At 67.5% G+C, this 18354-nt stretch carries 20 protein-coding genes; 8 read left to right on the forward strand and 12 right to left on the reverse strand.

Annotated elements, in window-relative coordinates; translation table 11 throughout:
• Positions 1 to 79 precede the first annotated feature (79 nt).
• The gene (locus Q8R60_14990; GenBank protein ID MDP3713779.1) at positions 80 to 1051 is read right to left on the reverse strand and encodes a hypothetical protein; all 972 of its coding nucleotides are present in this window, start codon (positions 1049 to 1051) and stop codon (positions 80 to 82) included.
• A 94-nt stretch (positions 1052 to 1145) separates the two neighbouring features.
• Here Q8R60_14990 and Q8R60_14995 point away from each other — a divergent pair, with 94 nt between their 5' ends.
• Positions 1146 to 1502, forward strand: a complete 357-nt coding sequence (locus Q8R60_14995; protein MDP3713780.1) for a hypothetical protein — start codon at positions 1146 to 1148, stop codon at positions 1500 to 1502.
• Between the two features lie 924 nt (positions 1503 to 2426).
• On the opposite strand, the gene Q8R60_15000 is transcribed toward Q8R60_14995, so the two are convergent.
• Positions 2427 to 2738 carry an antibiotic biosynthesis monooxygenase gene (locus Q8R60_15000; protein MDP3713781.1) on the reverse strand — a complete coding sequence of 104 codons (312 nt, stop codon included), beginning with the start codon at positions 2736 to 2738 and terminating at the stop codon, positions 2427 to 2429.
• A gap of 107 nt (positions 2739 to 2845) precedes the next feature.
• On the opposite strand from Q8R60_15000, the gene Q8R60_15005 reads away from it, so the two are divergent.
• Positions 2846 to 3787 carry a helix-turn-helix domain-containing protein gene (locus Q8R60_15005; GenBank protein MDP3713782.1) on the forward strand — a complete coding sequence of 314 codons (942 nt, stop codon included), beginning with the start codon at positions 2846 to 2848 and terminating at the stop codon, positions 3785 to 3787.
• A gap of 921 nt (positions 3788 to 4708) precedes the next feature.
• On the opposite strand, the gene Q8R60_15010 is transcribed toward Q8R60_15005, so the two are convergent.
• Positions 4709 to 5722, reverse strand: a complete 1014-nt coding sequence (locus Q8R60_15010; GenBank protein MDP3713783.1) for an NYN domain-containing protein — start codon at positions 5720 to 5722, stop codon at positions 4709 to 4711.
• A 186-nt stretch (positions 5723 to 5908) separates the two neighbouring features.
• Between Q8R60_15010 and Q8R60_15015 the strand changes: the two genes are divergently transcribed.
• Complete coding sequence (locus Q8R60_15015) at positions 5909 to 6730, forward strand: GIY-YIG nuclease family protein (protein ID MDP3713784.1); 822 nt, start codon at positions 5909 to 5911, stop codon at positions 6728 to 6730.
• Positions 6731 to 6966: 236 nt separating this feature from the next.
• A complete protein-coding gene (locus Q8R60_15020) occupies positions 6967 to 7575 on the forward strand; it encodes a hypothetical protein (protein MDP3713785.1) in 609 nt (202 codons plus the stop codon).
• Positions 7576 to 7602: 27 nt separating this feature from the next.
• Here the strand turns inward: Q8R60_15020 and Q8R60_15025 are convergent, their stop codons facing one another.
• From Q8R60_15025 to Q8R60_15035, 3 genes are all read right to left on the reverse strand, one after another.
• Positions 7603 to 8142, reverse strand: coding sequence for a hypothetical protein (locus Q8R60_15025; GenBank protein MDP3713786.1), 540 nt, complete (start codon positions 8140 to 8142; stop codon positions 7603 to 7605).
• A gap of 23 nt (positions 8143 to 8165) precedes the next feature.
• Entirely contained in the window at positions 8166 to 8798 is a 633-nt protein-coding gene (locus tag Q8R60_15030) for a hypothetical protein (GenBank protein MDP3713787.1), read from the reverse strand.
• A gap of 119 nt (positions 8799 to 8917) precedes the next feature.
• Entirely contained in the window at positions 8918 to 10201 is a 1284-nt protein-coding gene (locus Q8R60_15035) for a site-specific integrase (GenBank protein MDP3713788.1), read from the reverse strand.
• A gap of 674 nt (positions 10202 to 10875) precedes the next feature.
• Here Q8R60_15035 and Q8R60_15040 point away from each other — a divergent pair.
• A complete protein-coding gene (locus tag Q8R60_15040) occupies positions 10876 to 11088 on the forward strand; it encodes a hypothetical protein (protein MDP3713789.1) in 213 nt (70 codons plus the stop codon).
• Positions 11085 to 11615: an ATP-binding protein gene (locus Q8R60_15045; protein MDP3713790.1), complete on the forward strand. Its 531-nt coding sequence runs from the start codon at positions 11085 to 11087 to the stop codon at positions 11613 to 11615. Before Q8R60_15040 ends, Q8R60_15045 begins: the two co-directional genes overlap by 4 nt.
• A 28-nt stretch (positions 11616 to 11643) precedes the next feature.
• On the opposite strand, the gene Q8R60_15050 is transcribed toward Q8R60_15045, so the two are convergent.
• From Q8R60_15050 to Q8R60_15070, 5 genes are all read right to left on the reverse strand, one after another.
• A complete protein-coding gene (locus tag Q8R60_15050; GenBank protein ID MDP3713791.1) occupies positions 11644 to 11985 on the reverse strand; it encodes a hypothetical protein in 342 nt (113 codons plus the stop codon).
• Positions 11986 to 12132: 147 nt separating this feature from the next.
• Positions 12133 to 12981: a hypothetical protein gene (locus tag Q8R60_15055; protein MDP3713792.1), complete on the reverse strand. Its 849-nt coding sequence runs from the start codon at positions 12979 to 12981 to the stop codon at positions 12133 to 12135.
• Positions 12978 to 13550: an SAF domain-containing protein gene (locus Q8R60_15060; protein MDP3713793.1), complete on the reverse strand. Its 573-nt coding sequence runs from the start codon at positions 13548 to 13550 to the stop codon at positions 12978 to 12980. Before Q8R60_15060 ends, Q8R60_15055 begins: the two co-directional genes overlap by 4 nt.
• A 171-nt stretch (positions 13551 to 13721) precedes the next feature.
• Positions 13722 to 14603 carry a hypothetical protein gene (locus Q8R60_15065; GenBank protein MDP3713794.1) on the reverse strand — a complete coding sequence of 294 codons (882 nt, stop codon included), beginning with the start codon at positions 14601 to 14603 and terminating at the stop codon, positions 13722 to 13724.
• Entirely contained in the window at positions 14603 to 15184 is a 582-nt protein-coding gene (locus tag Q8R60_15070; protein MDP3713795.1) for a hypothetical protein, read from the reverse strand. The genes Q8R60_15065 and Q8R60_15070 overlap by 1 nt, the downstream gene beginning before the upstream one ends.
• 264 nt (positions 15185 to 15448) lie before the next feature.
• On the opposite strand from Q8R60_15070, the gene Q8R60_15075 reads away from it, so the two are divergent.
• Positions 15449 to 16171, forward strand: a complete 723-nt coding sequence (locus Q8R60_15075) for a hypothetical protein (GenBank protein ID MDP3713796.1) — start codon at positions 15449 to 15451, stop codon at positions 16169 to 16171.
• A 348-nt stretch (positions 16172 to 16519) separates the two neighbouring features.
• On the opposite strand, the gene Q8R60_15080 is transcribed toward Q8R60_15075, so the two are convergent.
• Complete coding sequence (locus tag Q8R60_15080) at positions 16520 to 17704, reverse strand: cytochrome P450 (GenBank protein ID MDP3713797.1); 1185 nt, start codon at positions 17702 to 17704, stop codon at positions 16520 to 16522.
• Positions 17705 to 17765: 61 nt separating this feature from the next.
• On the opposite strand from Q8R60_15080, the gene Q8R60_15085 reads away from it, so the two are divergent.
• Positions 17766 to 18347, forward strand: coding sequence for a helix-turn-helix domain-containing protein (locus Q8R60_15085; GenBank protein MDP3713798.1), 582 nt, complete (start codon positions 17766 to 17768; stop codon positions 18345 to 18347).
• The last annotated feature ends 7 nt before the right edge of the window (positions 18348 to 18354 follow it).

Raw genomic sequence — 18354 nt, forward strand, 5'->3', positions numbered from 1 at the left:
TTGTGCTGTGACCGCCGAGGCCGCTCACTCCGGCTGCATCGGGCACGTGGCGGGCATGGCCTCTCGGGCGCCGGCGACATCATGGCTTGGAAGCCTCAATCGGTTCTTGGGAGCTCGCTCGGAGACGTCCCGCTTGGTCCTGGTGAAGTCGTTCGATGACGCTGGATACCTTCGAGAACCCCCACTCGCGCTGCCGATCGGAGCAGTATCCGAGCAGTTCAACAAAGACGTCCAGCGGCCTCTTGCCCGTCTCCCGGACAGCCTTGATGTTGTGTAGCAACTTCAGGCCCAGAGCTGTAGGCGACTGTGCCCTAAGCACCCTCATGTAGGAGTCGTCATCCAAGTCCGCGAGCCCTAGGGACTGGCTGATGTGCGTGATGTAGCTGATGACCTCCAAGTCGTCATCGCTCGCCTCAGCTAAGATTCCGCGGCTCTCCCGCAGGAGCTGTGGTGTGAGTCTCATCGAGGCAACCAAGTGCGCCGAGTCCGCGCCTACCCTGGCGGCTTTCCACTGCGCCACGCCCTTCTCGATGTCGATGTCTTGCTCCGGCCCGAAGTCTTCGCCAAGCCGCGCCTGGATGAGGGCGTACGCGAACTCGTTTCTGTGATTCTCGTCTTTGATCTCCGCCTGATTCGCTAAGGCTTGGAAGTTCTCGAACAGTGGGCCTTGGGACCTCCACTCGGCCTCCACGCGCTCTTCAAGGCTGAGGATCGGGTCCTGTTCGGGAAGTTCCAGGCTGTCGAGCGCCCACGCAAGGCATTCGCGTAGGACGGCCGGTGCTGGCGGCTCTCCAATCAGGAGAAGCACAAGCCCCAGCTCTTTCCACGGCACGCCCCGTCGTGCGCACGAGCCCAGGACCCCGGCGATCGTGACCGTGCGCTCGTCGTGCTGAGCCCGGCTGCCGAATGCTCCCAGTCGCTTCACCTCTGAACGCGGCAGGAGACCGCGTTGACGCCATCGGTCCAGTTGCCCGCGAGACACCCTGATGTCGTCCTCGGCCAGTTTTGCGATCAGCTCCAGATCGGCGCGGGAGGGCGGCGTCTTGGGCACTTCCGAAGCCTCTCACAGACCCCCTCAATGGATGGAGGTGCGCTCGGGCTCAGTGACCGTACCTTCTGCTCTCCGACGAAAGGCAGTGATCGCCATGAGTGCGCTCAAGTACGAAGTAAGACGGGCCCTCATCGGCTCGCTCACCCTTACCGGGGTCCTAGTAGCCGTTGTGGTTCTGAAGGATCTCGGAGATAAGGCAAAGGTCGCTAGGGCGGCGGAAGAACTCCTGACTGAGGAGCGCTGGGCGATCGAGACGGCAGAAATGCTTCTGCCGCTCCAGCAACGTGCGCAGGCACTTCTAGACGCAGATTTTCCACTCGACCAGATCCGGGAAGCATTGAAGAACAGACGAGCATTGTGCGGAGATCAGGATGTCTTGGCGGAGATGCTGTCGCGACTCGCCCTGGCTGCCGTCAGCGGCGGTGCGACGAAGCGAGGCCTCGTCCGGTGACGCGGCCCAAAGGTGCTGGTTCCCACGGTCAGCGTGCGCCACTGAAACGTCTTCGACGACGACGGGACCGGCTAGGAGGAGGGCGCGGTGAGCTAAAAGAATGGAGCTTGCTCGGCTTCGACGCCGCCGCAAGCTCCGGTGAAACGGTCCGGTACTGGTCGGTCGTCGTCGGTCACCACCGGATGGCGGCGCCCCTCACTCTCGGCGTTTGCGCAGGTCAGCGGCTCGTTCGCCCAGTGGGCGCATCAAGCGATAGACGCAAAGCCGACGTGATTAGGTCGTCGGTTCGATTCCGACAGGCGGCTCTGGCGAACAGCCCCTGACCTGCGGAAACGCAGGGCAGGGGCGGTTCGGTTGTGGTGGTCGCGCGATGCGCTGGCCTCACGGCTCTGCCCGACACCGACGTCGCTCTCCTCTGCGACGGACCCCTCGCCGGCTGAGCGCTCGCGGCCGGCATCCTGTCCGTGTGCCGATAGGCCTCGCTCCGCTCGGCAACGCGGCGTGGCGTTGTGTCGCGACCTGGACGTGCGAGGTGTCAACGGTGCGTCGGCGCAGCGATCGTTGTGTGCGCAGCGAGATGTTCCATGCCGCACGGGCGACGCGCACGAACGCAACGCCCCGGAACGCCAACGACCCGTCATCGCTGCGACGCGCAACGCGTCTCCCGTCACGGCAACGGATCGCAACCAAGACCCGCCCACGGCGCCTAGCGGGACGGAGGGCAAGTTGACACAGTTGCGCTGCCATGGAACCGCGCTGGCTCTCTCGATGACCACCGGTGAACCAGTGCCGCTCCAGGCTTGCGCCTGGTGTTGCCTGGCCCCCCTCGTGATCGGCCCGTCGGGGATCGTCAACGTGGTGCGGGTGTCGAGGCGGTCGGGTCCGACGGCTCGGCGGGGCGCGATCGTCTCGTGCGTTGGCGGACTACGGGAGCTTGGACGCGAGGACGTCGGCCGCCAGGATCTCGGGTGCTGCGCCGAGGAGGTGCTGGTTGGCCATCAGGGCTGCGACGATGGCGCCGTTGGCGTGGGCGTCGCGAGCGGCCTCGTCGGGGAATGCATCGAAGATCCAAAAGGTGTCGGCGTGGGTTCTAGCCGCGAACCAGACAATCGTTCCCACTTCTTCGTTGGCGAGTGCGACAGCGCCGGCGAGCAGATCGGCGAGCGCGTCGTGCTGTCCATCGGCCGCGACGATCTTGGCGACGAAGGCATACGGAAGTGATGCGGGTGTGGACATGAGGGGTTCTCCTTGAAGTCGGGGTTCTTCGTGGGGCGAGTTCAGCGTATGACGAGCGAGGGCCGATGGGGAGTGGCGTATACGACAGTATTGCTATTGTTCGCGCCATGCGTATCGGACTGATCGCGATCGACGGCTGCTTCGGTTCGGCTGTCGCGTCGGTCATCGACATCGTGCGGGTGGCCGACGGAGCCCGCGGCGATATCGACCCGCGGATCGACCCGATCGAACTCGCCATCCTCGGACCGAAACGGCGAGTGACCACGACGGCATCGATGACCCTGTCGGTTGACCACCCGCTGTCGGAGTCCGGAGAGTTCGACGTGGTCGTCGTCCCTGCGCTTGGAACCCTCACGGCCGCCGCTACCAACGACGCCCTCCAGAGCCGAGATGCTCGTTCGGTCATCGCCTCGCTCGGGCGCCTCGACGACGCGACCACCCGGATCGCCGCGGCGTGCACCGGCGTGTTCGCCGTCGCCGAGACCGGACGGATGCATCATCGGCGGGCGACGACCAGCTGGTTCCTGGGGCCGGAGTTCCTGAAGCGCTATCCGACCGTCGCCCTCGATCTCGACACCATGGTCGTCGTGGACGGGAACCTCGTCACCGCCGGCGCCGCGTTCGCCCACATCGACCTCGCGCTCTCACTCGTGCGATCGATCAGCCCCGACCTGGCCCAACATGTCGCCAAGCTCCTCATCATCGACGAGCGTCCGTCGCAGGCGGCCTTCGTCGCCTACGAACATCTCCGGCACGAGGACCCGATCGTCGTCGAGTTCGAACGCTTCGTGCGCGCCCGCCTGGACGAACCGTTCAACGTCGCCTTCGTCGCGCAGTCGCTCGGCACCAGCCGGCGCACCCTCGAACGACGAGTCCGTGCGGCGCTCAACCTCACTCCGCTCGGCTTCGTCCAACGGCTTCGCATCGAACGAGCTCGGCACCTCTCAGCAACCACGGACCTCACCTCCGCCGAGATCGCGCTACGGGTCGGCTACGCGAACGCCGAGACTCTGCGCTCCCTCCTGCGCAGGGAGCGACGCCGTTCCTGACCTATCGCCATGCCTGTAGCCGGTGTCCTAGCGCCCGGTTGGAACCACCTCTCAGCACGTCGCGTCGACGCTCCTGCGTCGCCCCTGGACGACCCACTCGACACGCCCGCAGCACAGGCCATGTGACGTGCCCCGGCTTCCCGGCCGGTCGGGGTTGGGTGGCTGTGATGTCGCTGCGTTCTCGTCGAGGGGGTCAGCAGACCCGATCAGGGTCGATTGGGATGAGACGCGAAGGCGGTCAGGTCAGGGCGGCCGAGGCCGGCCGGCGGGGTAGCGTCGGTCACGTCGAGGTCTTTCGGATGGATGGCGTAGGAACCTCCATCGTCGGAGACCTCGACGTCTATCTGCGGACCGACGCGCCCGGCCGACCTACACCCTCATCTGGGAAGAGCCCCATTGCCAGCGGCGAATCATTGAGTTCGAGTATGGGGTCCAACAGCACCTCCGCCCGGTTGTTGCTCGCGCCGGGACTGTGGCACTTGTCGGACTCGGGGTTTGCTTGGTTCGTGAGCGAGCGCAGCGCCGTGCGGACGCCGCCCGTTTGCCGGGGCGGACTGCCGTCCCCGATGCCGAGGCGGTCCGGGCACGGACTCGATACATCATCGACGCCGCGGCCGTGCGTGAAGGCGCGGCGGTGCGTGTGGCCCGCATGCAGCTTCGCCGGGAGATCCGCTCTTGGCTGAAGTTGCCGCCGGCAGGCGGACCCGCTGCATGAAAGAGCGGCCTGGCCTGGCTTCCGCACTGCAAGCCGCGTAGGTGGACAACACAACACCACGATGCCCTCGCCGCCTGAAGCCGCCTCAGGCCGTCGGGCCGGCGACGGAGCAGCCCACGTGCGGCACCTACGGGCGGCCACCCGTCAACGTGCTCACGTAGCAGTCCGATGCAGAACACTGCGTGTCGACGACACGGATCGCACGCTCACAGGCGCGAGATCTTGGCCCAGAACTCGTCGCGCAGGACGAACCGCCAGTCCTGCGGGATGTCGTACACGTTGAGTTTGTTGCTCAAGTCGTTCAGCAAGGCGCGGTCGAGTTCGGCGGGGATTATCGGCTTGCCTTGCAACAGCTCCTGGCGACTCAGGGCGGAGGCACTCCGCCACCAGTTGATGACCACCTTGTCAACGACGTCACCGATCTCATCCGTCGGCGCGTTGAGGCCCGCCACGGCACTGCCGGTGCTGGCGACGCCGGTGGTCGTGCTGTACAGAGGCGCCTGAGCCGGCGCGGCCGGGGCAACAGTGGCCGCGGGACGGGCGTGCGGACGCTGTGCCAGCAGGGCGGGGCTGGGAACTTGCAGTGACGCGGGTTCGCGAACCTCGGGCTCGGCCTGTGGTTCCGCGGCGGGCGTCACCGCCGCCGCCGCCACCTCTTGCATGGCCGCCGCTGTTGACTTCTTCACGTGGTTGTCGACGATCACGTCGTCTATGAGCAGCATCTGGTCGACGGTCATCTGCAGGTGTTTGGAGGCCGCGATAGCCTCGCCCTGCTGATCCGGGACCACCAGGCCGATCACCTGAACGCCGAGATGCTGCGCTTCCTCGACCGCCTCGCTGAGGTCATCATCTCCAGAAACCAGGTAGACGATCTCGGCAACTCTGTTGCGGGACTGAGTGATCAAGTCGAGGGCAAGCTTGAGGTCGACGCCCTTCTGTTCGCCGTTGAAGCTGATGCGACCGAGCCGAAGCTTCACCTTGGGGATGGTGGCGATGTCCTTCTGATTGCCGCCCGGAGCCCCTGCGCGTGTGCCGGCGTCGTACCAGTGGATCCGTAGTAGCGGTAGCCCGCTGTGCACTTCGACCTGCTTGGTCAGCGCGGAGAGCAGCGACGCCACGTCCATCTCCGTCGCCGACCGAAGTGAGGTCCCGGTAACGCGCGTCGAACTCGCCGCCATCAAATAGCCGGCGTCGACGTAAAGGCTGCAGTACGACCTCATGCTCCACGCTCCTTTGGGGCGAGACCCTACGGTCTCGTTCCGACAGGCGGGGGCGCGTCAACGGCTGCGCGTAGGCACGTCGTCGCCCTACGTTGGGTCGATGTGTGCGCTCGCAGGCCGCTCGAACGCCGACGCCAGATGGGCGTGCGCCGAGTCGGTGCCCCGATTCGTCTCGGGGAGGTACGGATGCTGACGTTCAACGACCTGCTGGTGCTCGAGGGCCTGGACCCGGCGCACGTGCGGCTCGTACGGCATCAGGACAACCGGCTGCGGCCGGGACGCCTTTACGAAGCGTGGCGCAACAACCGCGACGCCTTCGAGGACTACCAGTCCGTGCAGAGCAAGAACCGGTTCGCGATCGGGCAGCTGCTGGCCAGCTTCGTCGTGACCGAAGCCCGCAAGACAGTCTTCGTCGGCCTGTACCGGGTCGACGGTGTGCAGACCTTGCCGCCCGGCAGCGCCGACGTCCTGATCCGGCACGACACGTCGGGCCACTTCAAGTACAGCCTGCAGCTAGTCGACCACCTGACGCACTACCGGGACCGCGCCGTCATCGAGTGGGGGGCCGGCGTGCGTACGTGGGTTCAGCGGGCCGCCAGCCAGCCCAAGCCGATCATGGAGATCGCCGAACAGTACGAGCCTCGCTTCCCCGGATTTCGAGAGTTCGTCCGCCCAATCGACGACGTGCCGACCCTGCCGAACGGCTGGCAGCAGGTGCTGCGCAGCGTCAAGGGCGTGTACCTGCTGGTCGATGTGGAGTCGGGCCAGCAGTACGTCGGCTCCGCTAAGGGCGCCGACAGCCTCCTGGGCCGCTGGATCAGCTACGCCGACGGTGGAGACGGTGGGGACGTAGGACTCAGGGCCGCAGCCGGTAAAGGTCGCAGGAACTATCAGGTGTCCGTGCTTGAGGTCGTGGATGCGAACACTCCTGACGACACGATCGAGCGGATCGAGTCGTACTGGAAGAACAAGCTGCTGTCGCGCCAGTTCGGCCTCAACCGCAACTGACCCGTGGGCAGCGGACCCCGGCTGGCCTGGCAGATCGACGTGCCGCGCGCGGCTCAACCTCGTGCCTGAGCGGGCGGCCGGCTCTGGCGCCTCGACCTGGGCGCCTCGCGACACAGGAGGGACTGGCGCGCGCCAGCCGGGTATGCAGCTGGCGGCTGATCCAGCCTGGATAGGGCTCGAGGCCATGGATTGATCGTGATTCCGTCCTGGGGCAGGCTGAGTGGGAAGGTCCTGTCGTGGACGTCGAGGAGTTCGTCGCGAAGCACCCGACGCTGCTGCATCTGGCTTATGCACGCTCCTGGCCGAGCATCGAACGTCACGGTCTGCTCAGTGCCGCCGAGATCGTCCGACGCTGGCAGGTCCCGTCGGAGCAGGCGGAGGCCCTGCTTCACCAGAAGCGAATGGCACCGGTCGAACTTCAACACCCCGAGTTCGGCACGGCTGTTCTGCGCGACCAGCACCCGCTACAGGAGCACCTGCTTGCACCAGCACTTAGCGGCGGCATGACCGTGCCACAGTGGCTGCGGTTGCTGAACGGCTTCGTGTTCTTCTTCACCAGCGACGACCGGCTCCGAGCACTGCACTCCGCCTACCGGGACACCCCGGCGATCCTGCTGAAGGTCCGGACCCGCTCACTTGTCGCCGAGCACGGCGCCCGCGTCCGGCTGTCCGGAATGAACACCGGCTACACCGGGCGCAAGGTCAAGGAGCGGGGCGCAGACACCTTCCTCCCGATCCGCCGGTACGAGCTGCGTGCGCGGGTGCAGGAGGTCGCGGTCATGGACGAGGTGTCCGACCTTGCCGACCACCTCCTGTCTGCGGAACCGTTGCCCGCAGGCTCTTGACCGCCGTCGACGGGCGGCCCCGGCCGCTCAGGCGCCCGCGAACAGCGCCAGTGCTCGCCGCTGCGCATCGGTGAGCGGCAGCAGGGGATGCTCGCGGGGAAAGGCCTCCGCAGCTGCCCACTCGGAGGCGCGCACGCTCGAGGCGACGCCGACGCGGCGTCCGCGGGCGAGAAGGTCCTGGCGCAGCGCCCGAGCGTTGAACAGGTACACGTTCGCGATAACCCACGGGCGTACGTGGCCTCGGGACGACGCCGCAGCGGAGGCCGGGCCTGTCAGGACGAGGTAGTGGTCCAGCTCGTCGGACGGCGTCAAGTCCAGCAGTCCCTCCCGCTTGAGGTACCACTTCACGTTGACAGTCCTGCCTTCGAGCGGGCCCGGACCGAACCTGCCGTCAAGCGCCCGCACCGATGCGCTCTGCTCCAGCTCGATGCCGAACACCCGCGAGGCAATGAACTCGCCCAGGTGTCCCGCTGTCATTGGCCGGTCGATCAACCTGCCGATCTCGCGATCCAGGTCGTTGCGCGCGGCCAGCAAACCGGCCAACGCTGTCAGCACGTCGTTGTCCACGCCCTCAGCGTGCCCCAGGGAGGTCAGACCGAGCGCCGGCTGACCAGATCGCGGAGCGCGTCCGGGTCGGCGGTGGCTCGTGCTTCAAGGGCTGTTCCCAGCGTCGTCCCGCCGACGGGGTCGTGAACTGCCAATCGAACTAGGGGCGGGCCGAACCCGGCGGCAGCCTGCGCGTCCTTGATGGCGTCGTACAGAGCTCGTTGCTTCCACCGTGGTGCGCCGGCGTCGAGGTCGCCTGGCGGCCCTGGCGGCCCGAACATCGCCTCGCAGGAGGGGTTGGTCCACCGTTTGCCCCATGAGCCGGCGCGGACGCACTCTTGCTCGTGTCCGCGGCACATCGCGAGGTAGTCCTTGCGCCACGGCAGCGACGTGGACCAGGGCCGCTCGAGGGTCAGCGCGCGGTAGCGGTTGAAGTGCAGTTCCTCGTCGAGCTCGACGACAGCGCCGGAGGTCAGTGCGAGGTCCCACGCACCGGGTCGGAACACCGGCCGCTCGGAGCGCCCGCCGAGTAGTCGGTAGAGCGTGAGGAGGTCATCGCGCAGCGGGGGCGGGAGCGACTCGATGCGGGGCGCCGCCGGGCCACTCGCGAGCACGGTCAACCCGGCGTCGGTCAGCAGCGCGGCAAGGACTCCCGCTCGCTGCCCGGTCCTGACCACGCGATCGAGTGTGACAGTCGGGGCATCGCGCAGGCGTCAGAGCCGCCCCGCCCCTCCCGAGCCACGGGCGGCTGTCGGCCAGAACCGAGCCGGGCCGCGGACACCACCACCTGCTGACGTCAGCCGGGACGCTTCCGGATCCTCGCCAGCGCGTCGAGTGCCGTGTCGTCGGCGGTCGGCAGCGTGTGCAGGTACCGCTCGGTGGTGGCGATGCTGGCGTGGCCGAGGCGTTCCTTGACGACCTGCAGGTCCGCGCCTCCGGCCAGCAGCCACGAGGCGTGGGCGTGCCGCAGGTCATGTATCCGCACCGTCCCTTGCAGGCCGGCGGCTTTGCAGGCGCTTGTCCACACGTTGTTGCGGAACCAGTCGCGGGACAGGTGCCCGTCACCGGCGACGGCGCGCGGCTGGCTGCCGCCGTCACTGCCGGCGGCCCGACGTCGCGCGCGGTACGCGGCGAAGACCGCGCGGCACAGCTCGCACCGGCACCTACCTGCGGTGTAGGCCGACAACGTCGCGTGCCGGTAGGTCCGGCCCTTGTCGTTCGGCTCGGTGCGGCCGTGCTCCTCACTGGGCACGGGGACCAGCCGCGGTGGGGCCTCCGGCTCAGGCTGGGTGAACAGCAGGTCGTCCGGCGCCAACCCGTTGTCCTTCACGTACGCCGCGACGCGGGAGGCGACGGCCGTGCTGAGCTTGAAGCGGCGGCTCAGCTTGCCCTTCGGGTAGGGCTTGACGTGGAACCTGCCGCCTTCGGGGTGGAACTTCGGATTCACCATCACCACGGCGCGGCTGACCGTCAGGATCCGGCTCGCCGGGTCTAGGTCGCCGGGGCGCAGCTCGGTGAGCTCGCCCCACCGCAGGCCGGAGTCGATCGCCACATCGACCAGCAGCCGGCTCATCTCGTCCGGCAGCGCGCTGTAGATCGTCTCGAACTGCTCCGGCGTGACGATCCGGAACTCCTTGCGGGCGACCGTCGGGGTCTTCACCCCGCGGCACGGGTGCAGCTGCACGACCGCGTCGTTCAGCGCGGTCGTGAAGATCGCAGAGAGGATGATCTTCTGGTGGCGGATGTTCGCCGGGCTGACCCCGGCCGCCACGCGGTCGCTCACCCACTCGCGGACGTGGCTGGGCAGGATGGTGGTCATCCGCATCGTGCCGAAGAACGGCTTCAGATGCTTGTCGATGGAGTAGCGGTAGGCCTCGCGGGTGCTCGGCTCGAGCACGTGGTGCGGGAACCACACCTCGTCCACGTACCGCTTGAACGGCAGCTTGCCGACGTCGGCGCCCGACAGCTTGCCCTGCCCCACCAGCACCGAGGCCTGCGCCGCCGCGGCGGCCGCCTCCCGCTTGCTGGGGAACGTGCCGGCGCTGCGGGTCTGGCCGCGGGCGTCGCGGTAACAGGCCATGAACCCCGGCCGGCCGTCGTCGAGCGGGCGGCTGCGGACCCATCCCAGCGGCATGGCGCTACCTCCTCGTCCGGCGTACCTGCCGGCCGGAGGGCCGCCAATGTCCGCAGAATGTCCGCAAACTCAGACGACTCTGAACGACCGGGAGCGATCTCCAGCGACCCAGAAATACCCTCTGACCTGCGGTTTTGCCAAGTGTACGCTCATCGGGACGGCGGGTAAATGCCGCTCATAACCCAGAGGTCGCAGGTTCAAATCCTGCCCCCGCTACAGAGATAGTTGCAGGTCAGGGCCATGATCACCAGAGTTGGTGGGCATGGCCCTGATCTGTGTGTAGGCAGCATGTAGGCAAACGCCGTCGGCGGACCCACATGGACGGCGGCGACCTAGGGCGGACTTTCGGCGCCAGAGTGGGCGCGAACGACGCAGATCCGGTGACGTCCACGGGCCTGCGCCTCGACGGCACAGGGCCTGCACCCTCGCGCAGAGCCAATGGTCCGAGGCTGCTGGGCGACCGCTCATGGCCGATGTGCGGCTAGGCAAACCGGCGCTACCGGTAGGTGGCTTGTCGCCAGGGTCTCCTGCGATGGATCCCCTCATGGCGCAGCAACATGTCGGCGTCTCCTGGAAGAATCGCGCGATGGGACCGAAACGCTTGCTGCCGAGGTGCTCACATGGAACTTGATCCGAAGGCGTCGCGGGCTGAGCACGAAGCGGCGATCGCCAAGTACCTGGTTGACGTCGACCCGGTGCTAGGGGCCATCCTCGCGCCGTACCTCGCATTCGACCGGCTAGAAGACCTTTCAGAGTCGGACCGCCGGCGCTTGCGCGGACAGGTTGCAGCAGCGGTTCGTGAGGCACTCGATGCCGAAGCCACCTTGCGGTGAACCGATATTTCTTAACGGGGATCGCCGTCGAGGGCTTCCGCGGCATCAACAACGAGAACCAACCGCTTCGGTTGAAGTTCAAGCCGGAAGCCGTCAACTCAGTCTTTGCTGCAAACGGTACTGGCAAGAGTTCGATCTTCGAAGCTCTGTGCTTCGCGATCCGTGGACATGTCCCGAAACTCCGAGCGTTACAGGTTGCGGAGCACCCGGAGAATTACATCTCGAATCTCTTCCACTCGACCAGTACGGCAACAATCGAGTTGGAGCTTGAGGACGAAGCTGGACAGAAGGCGGTCATCCAGGTGTTGCGCAGTACCACTGGGGTGCGGACGGTTTCCAGTCCCTCAGGACTGCCAAACCCCGAAGAGGTACTGAATAGCCTCGACGAGGACTTCACGCTGCTGGACTACGAGCGGTTCACGAACTTCATCAACCGAACGCCACTGGAACGTGGCAGGTCCTTCGCAGCACTACTCGGTTTATCGGGATATTCGCCAGCTACGGCAGTTGATTCAGAGCCTGAGTGACACTCGTAACATCAACTCTGACTTCGACCTACCTTCGCTCCGTGCTTCGGCTGAGGGAAACGAGAACCATGCGAAAGAGAGCTTCGCCCGGTTCGCAGGCGCCTATACAAGCCTGACGGGCCTCGCACCCGGAGACGTCTCCGACGTCGCGAAATGGGGTGCGGACATTCGTGAAGCGCTCCTTGGCATCGAGCTCCTGCGCGCCAAGATAGAACCAAGGAAACTCTCCGAGGTCGACTTCCAGGAACTCCGCGAACTCGTGCGCAGCGAGGAGGGTGGCGCTAAGCGGGATGAGTTCGCGAGGGTCGTGCAGGCTGTCTCCAGGCTTGTGGCGATTAACGTTGAAACCGTCGAGGATGCCGCCGCCCAAGCCAAGGTTCTTTCGGCGGCTATCGAAACCAAGGTGTCACTCCTGACCGCGACGCCCGGCGCCGACTACCAGGCGATTCATGAGGCAGCGGTTCGTCTGTATGCGTCAGAGTCCTGGCACGAGCCAAACACATGCGTCCTCTGCAAGTCAGAGTTCTCTAGTCCGCTGCTGCCCAAGATTGAGGCGGAGGTTACTCGATTCGAAGCAGTGAGAATCCAGGAGCAAGCAATCCGAGACATCGTAAGCAGCGCGGCCTGGCTCGGATGTCTGCGGAGGCTCGAAACAGTCCCCGAGCTCGCGCTGGCGGAGGAAGACAGACTCTCGGCGAACGTCGCCGAAGGGGCCCAGCGAGGCACGCTTTCTACCGAGACGGTTGAAGAGGCGGTCACGCTCCTCGGCGTCTTGGCGGGGCGGCTGAGCCAGGGTATCGATGCTTTGAAGGCGCGTCGCGTCGAACTCGAGAAGGAGCTGCCACCATCGCTGGTTGCCGTTACCACTCAAATTGAGTACGCATTCACGGCTCGGGAAGGGCTCTCCGCCTACTGGCGTACTACGAACATGGCCGCGCAGCTGCGGGCACAGATTGCCAGGTACGAACGCTGGCAGAAGTTCATCCAGACGGTCACCGACGAGTTGTGCGCGGCCGAAACGAGGTTCACCTCGGCTCGGCTTGATGCGCTGGGGAGCGACTACAAGGACCTCTTCAACAAGGTGATGGGTGTCAACGACGTCGTACCGGTCCTCACGCGTTCCGAACAGAACGAGCAACTCGAGGTCCAGCTCGAGGATTTCCACGGTCTGAAGGGTCTCTCGGCTCGGGCCCTCCTCTCGGAGAGCTATCGCAACGCCGGTGGCGTTGAGGCGCAGCGCGAGGTCGCCGCCCGACGGGTCGCACTCGGCGACGATGGCGGACCGGGGCCATACCGCCGCGAGCGCGACTGCGGCCGTTGTGACGCCTGGGCCGCCCTTGGCCGCCCCCATGACGATCAGGCTCATGTACCAGGGCCGATCACCACGAGGGAGACGGTCCCGGCGGCTGCGGCGCGGGACACCTCAGCCGCGATCGCCTTCTCGACGAGCAGTGACACGAGTCGGCCGCCGGTAGTGGAATCGCTGGTCTCGCTCAGAACACGGGCGCGCGGCACCAGCACGTCGCTGCCGATGCGTTCGACGTCGGCGCGTGACGGCGTACCAGTTGGTGCAGGGAGCAGGACGAGCATGACGGTGGTGCCGGCCCGTAGCTCTGCTTCCGGCAGCAGGCCGGGCTTCAGTGACAGGCCTACGACTGCCTGGCCGGGGCCCGGGACTGCTTCGCGGGTGACCATGCCGTCGGTGAGCAGGCTGCCGGGCACGAGGTCGACGGCGGCGGTCAAGCCGACGACCGTGTCGCGGGATGTGGCGGCAACCGCGGTCACCCCGCTCCCGGAGATCTCGGCCGTGCCCAGATCGGCTGCTGCCAGCGTCTGCCCGGCGGGCACCGCCCTGATGACGGTGAGCACCGCCGTGGTGTCGCCGCTCGCGAGCACCAGGCTCGCGCTCACTGCTGAGCAGCCGACGACGAGCATGACGGCCAGTGCGGTGAGCCCGGGGCGGCGACGGCGGGGCGGCCGCGGTAGCCGTTCCGGCGCTCGAGGCGACACTGGGGCCGTGTTCAGCCTGCCGTTCAGTGACGAGGCTGGGACACCGGCTGTCGTGGTCATGGGCTGGCTTCCTCTTCCGGTCTGCTTGCGGCGTCGTCAGCGGGATCGGGTGACGAGGTCCTGCACCTCTTGCACCCGCAGGTTGAAGGCGGTCGTGAGCTCCAACGGGGGCAGTACGCCTTGCTGGACACCGCCGCCGGGCGCTGATCCGACCCAGCGGATCTCCCAGGAGGAGGTCGCGGAGCCGGCATAGGCGCTGTTGGGCTGCCCCGCTGAGGACCGGCGGTAGGTGTGGCTGCAGTACGTCGACTGCTGGTCCGCCGGAACGCTCTCGTCGTACGGGCGGCCCTGGCCGGCGCAGCTGACGCGGATGCCGTCTCCGGTCACCCACTCGACCCGGGTCGGCTTGGCGACCACCGTCACGGTGGTGCCGCGAAGGCTGAGTGCGTTGCTCTGCACCTGCCAGCTGCTGTCGCCCAACCAGAGCCAGGTGTCGAGATTGACCAGGCCGGCGTCCGTCGGGTTGTGCCGCACCTCCGGGAAGGGCAGCTGCATGACCTCGCGAGCGTTGGCTGCGAGCTGGCCTGGCGAAGGAGGCGGCGGCCCGGGAGCCGGCTGTCCCTGCGCCGTGAAGATCGGGTACTCCGCCTGGCCCGGGCAGGCCACGGCGTACCAGCGAATCTCGCCCGCCTCGATCTGCTCCAGCGTGGGCGCGTCGGGCCGGGAGAAGTCGAAGTTCTCGGCCACCATCCCTGAGGGGTCGTAGCGGTAGCTGCACGGGTCGAGGCTGACGCCGTCGTCGGAGCTCGTCGGGGCTCCCGGTGCCTTGCCCGGTGTCCCGGGGAGGCGGATGATCGTCGTCACCGTTCCGGTCGGGTCATCGACCACCGGAGGATCCGGGGGCTCGGCATTCGAGGGGCCGGCACCCAGGACCGCGGCGACCACTGCGGCGAGAAGCGCGCGCCGGCCGCCGCGCATCAGCACGACCCGCCGCCGGCAATCGTCGTGATCTCACTGACCTTCCAGGCGTCGCCTACTCGTACGAGGGTCGCCGTCGTCTCCTGTCGCTCCCTGCCGACGGAGAGCTTCTTGCCGGTCCTGTCCAGGAGTCCCGTGGCGGAGTTGTCCAGGCAGTCGAGGAGGGTCGCTCGGTCACCCGACACCGAAACGGACTGCACGTGCGGAATCGGCACGCCGTAGAGGCGAGTGCCCGCCTGCTGCCGGACTGCGAACTTGCCGCGAAGGTTCTCGAGAACGGCCCCCGTCGCGTACTCGGCGAGGCGCGGGTCGTCGGCGTCGGAGGTCGCACCCGTCTCGGCAACGATGCGCTGGAAGCTGACATACCGATCGGTGACCTCCCGTTCGACCGCAGCCTGGGACAGCGGCTCCGAGCTCGGGTCGGCTATGGCGGTGCCCGATGGCGTGCCAGTGGGCGGTACCGAGGTCTCGATGCCGTCGGCGTCGGAGCAGGCCGTCAGCAGGAGGGCCAGCGCTACCGCGGCGATCAGGCGTGGGGCCGCGCGGCACCCGTGGCCTGGGTAGTACGCCCGCTTCGCCATACCTTCTCCCGTTATCCGGCGAGGTGGGCGGAAGGTATCCGCTGGCCCGCAGTCGCACAACCGACTGTCCACAGGACGCTCCCGCTTGACCGACCGAGACTCACCGGCGGAGTTGCCGACGCGGTTGCCGGGGCTCGCGGCAACCGCTGTCAGGCGCAGGCGGGCCTGATCGTCGAGCCGCGAGGACAGCACCGTCGGCCGGCGGCCCGGACTGCAGCGCTCGGGGGGCCCGTTCTGTCGGGAGGTGGCCGTAGCGTCGGCGCCATGTTCGAGCGTGTGCGAGACATGCCGCGGGCAATCGTCGCCCACAAGGCCGACGATCCCTTGGCCTACGAGCGGGCCGCGCAGTGGACTCTCGCCCACAGCCAGCGACTCGGGGGACACCCGCTGCTGTACGCCCCGGGCAAGCGCAACTTCCAGGATGAGCCGGTCCTCGTCAGTATGTCGAAGCGCGTCACCGTGGCAACGTGGAAGACGTTGAGCAACGCCCGCTGGGGCGGCGGTCCCGTTCTCGCGGCATGGCCGACCCAGAAGCACCTGGCCGACATCGACGGTGACCGACGGACCAGCGCCCTGTGCGTGCTGTCATGGGCGCCGACCGACACCGCGGCATGGGCCTCAGCTCATCAGCCCGAGCGGTTGTCACCCGGCGCGCCGGCTGATCCACCGCCCACGATTGCGGACCCGGTGGTCGTCGAAGGCATGAAGACGTTGACCGTGCTGGTGAACCACGCCAACAACCTCGCCGGCGCGATGGACCGCCGCGACGCGGTCAACGTCCTACTCACCCTGCACGATGCCGGGCACCAGGCCGAGCCGGACGAGTTGTACGCGTGGGCGCTGGCGAACGGCTGGCCCGCCGGCGGTGCGACCAGGCTCAAGGAGTTCGCCGTCCAGATCGCTGGCGGGCACCGCCCACGAGTAGATCGCGGCGCGCTACGCCCGGACATCCTCGAGGTCTGGCGGCGGGAGGCGACCGGTGCATGAGGCCGTCGGTGTCCGCAAGCGGTTGGTCCGAGTGAGGACGGGCTCGGGCCGCTCACCATCACCGCTTTCGGCGCAGCCTCGCCGGCAAGCAGGTCGCCGACCGGCTCCCCCGCGAGAGCTAGCCCACGGCGTCGGGCGTCCTGCTGGTGTTGCTCGCCGGCACGTCGGCGTGCAGGCCGTCATCAGTCTGGGCTGAAGGCCGACTTGTCTCGCCCTCTTGTGGTTCGGCACCTTCCAATCGACGGCAGGCGCCGATCAGCGACGTCGGTGTCGCCGCGTCACGCGGAGGGCGACTTGCTCTGAGCGGTTGCGGTAGGTGTTGAGGGTCAGCGGCGGAAGCTGCCGCAGTCACGTGGTGATGGTCAGTGACGAGTACCCGCGGATGGGTCCGGAGCGCAGTCGCACCGGCGGTGCTGCCGCGTCGAGCTGCCAGGAGGGGGTCCGGCGTAGGAGCTCGTCGAACACGGCGCGGGTCTCGAGCTGGGCGAGCGCGGCACCGAGGCAGAAGTGGATGCCGCGGCCGAAGGCGAGCTGCCGGTCGACGATCCGGTCGATGTCGAAGCGGTCGGCCTCGGGAAAAGCGCTGTCGTCGCGGTTAGCGGACCCGAACAGCATCAGCACAGTGTCGCCGGCATGCATCTCGACGCCGTGCAGCGGGACGTCGCTGGTCAGGGTTCGGGACAGCCCCTGCACGGGTGAGTCGAAGCGCAGCATCTCGGACACGGCGGCGGGCAGGAGGCGGGGGTCGTTCGCCAGCCGTTCGGTGACCTCCGGCCGCTCGGCCAAGACGGCGATCGTGTTCGAGATGAGGTTCGTCGTGGTCTCGTGGCCGGCGACCAGGAGCAGCAGACAGAACCCCAGCAGCTCGTCCTCCGTCAGGTGACGCCCCTCCACCTCCGCGGCGACCAGCGCCGACATCAGGTCCTGGCGCGGACGCGCTCGGCGTTCGGTGAGGAAGTGGCCGAAGTACTCGTAGAGCGCTGCTGCGGCCTCGAGGTTCGACTTCAGTGGTTCGGCAGCGTGGATGTCGGTCGTCACTAGCGCCGTCGACCAGACCTTGAACTGTTCGCGGTCCTCGCGGGGCACCCCGAGCAGGTCCGCGATGACCATCGCGGGCAGCGGGCCCGACAGCTCGCGCACCACGTCACCACCGCCCTCACCGACCAGCCGCTCAGCCATCTCGGCTGCCATCTGCTGGACCGGGGTGTCGAGCAGGGCGATCCGGCGCGGGGTGAACGCCTTGGCCACCACGCGCCGCAGGAGGTCGTGCCGCGGCGGGTCCATCATGATCATCATGGGTAGGAAGGCCCCAGCCAGGTCGAACCCCTGTGCAGGGAAGATGCCTTGAGCGGAGGAGAACGTGTGGGGGTCCTGCAGAGCGGTGCTGACGTCGTCGTAACGGCTCAGCACCCAGCAGTCTCGGGGCGCGCACCAGTAGACCGGCTGAGTCGCGCGCAGCTGCCGGTAGACCGGATACGGGTCGTCCTGCACGGTCGGGTCGAAGGGGTCGTACCGGAGGGCGGTCTCTGGCATGCTGCGCACCTAGGTCGACGGGTTTGTACTCACAGTCTGAACAGCATGGGCAGGGGTGTCAATGCGTGAGGTGCCGGTCCAGATCGCCGCGCGTCTGTCGGCTGCTGCGGAGCTGTTCGCCGACCGCGGTGTCGAGCACACGAAGATCGAGGAGATCGCGGCTGCGACGGGGGTGCCGAAGGCGACGCTCTACTACTACTTCAGCGGCAAGGAGGACATCCTGGCCTTCCTGTTCCACGACACGCTGCGGCACATCGCCGACCAGGTCGCGATCGCAGTGGCCACCGAGGGCAGTGCACGGGACAGGCTGGTCGGAGTCGTCCGCGCGCAGCTGGCGGTGATGGCCGAGCAGCCGGCGGTGTGCCGCGCGCTGACCGGGGAGTTCGGCCGGGCCGGACGGGTGCCCGCGCTGGCCGCGGCGATCCGGGCGGCCTACCACGCTCCTGTGGTGCAGCTGCTGCATGAGGGCGCGCTCGACGGGTCGCTCGCCGAGGTCGCCGACGTCAACGCCGCCGCGCTGATGATCTTCGGGGCGGTGACGGTGACGGGGCTGTCGCACCTGATCGCGGGGGGCAGCATCGGGGTGGACGCCGCCACGGACGCCTTGGTCACCGTCCTGCTGGACGGGTTGGGTGGCCGCTGAGCCGGGT

The sequence above is a fragment of the Mycobacteriales bacterium genome, from assembly GCA_030697205.1.
Classification (GTDB): Bacteria; Actinomycetota; Actinomycetes; order Mycobacteriales; family SCTD01; genus JAUYQP01.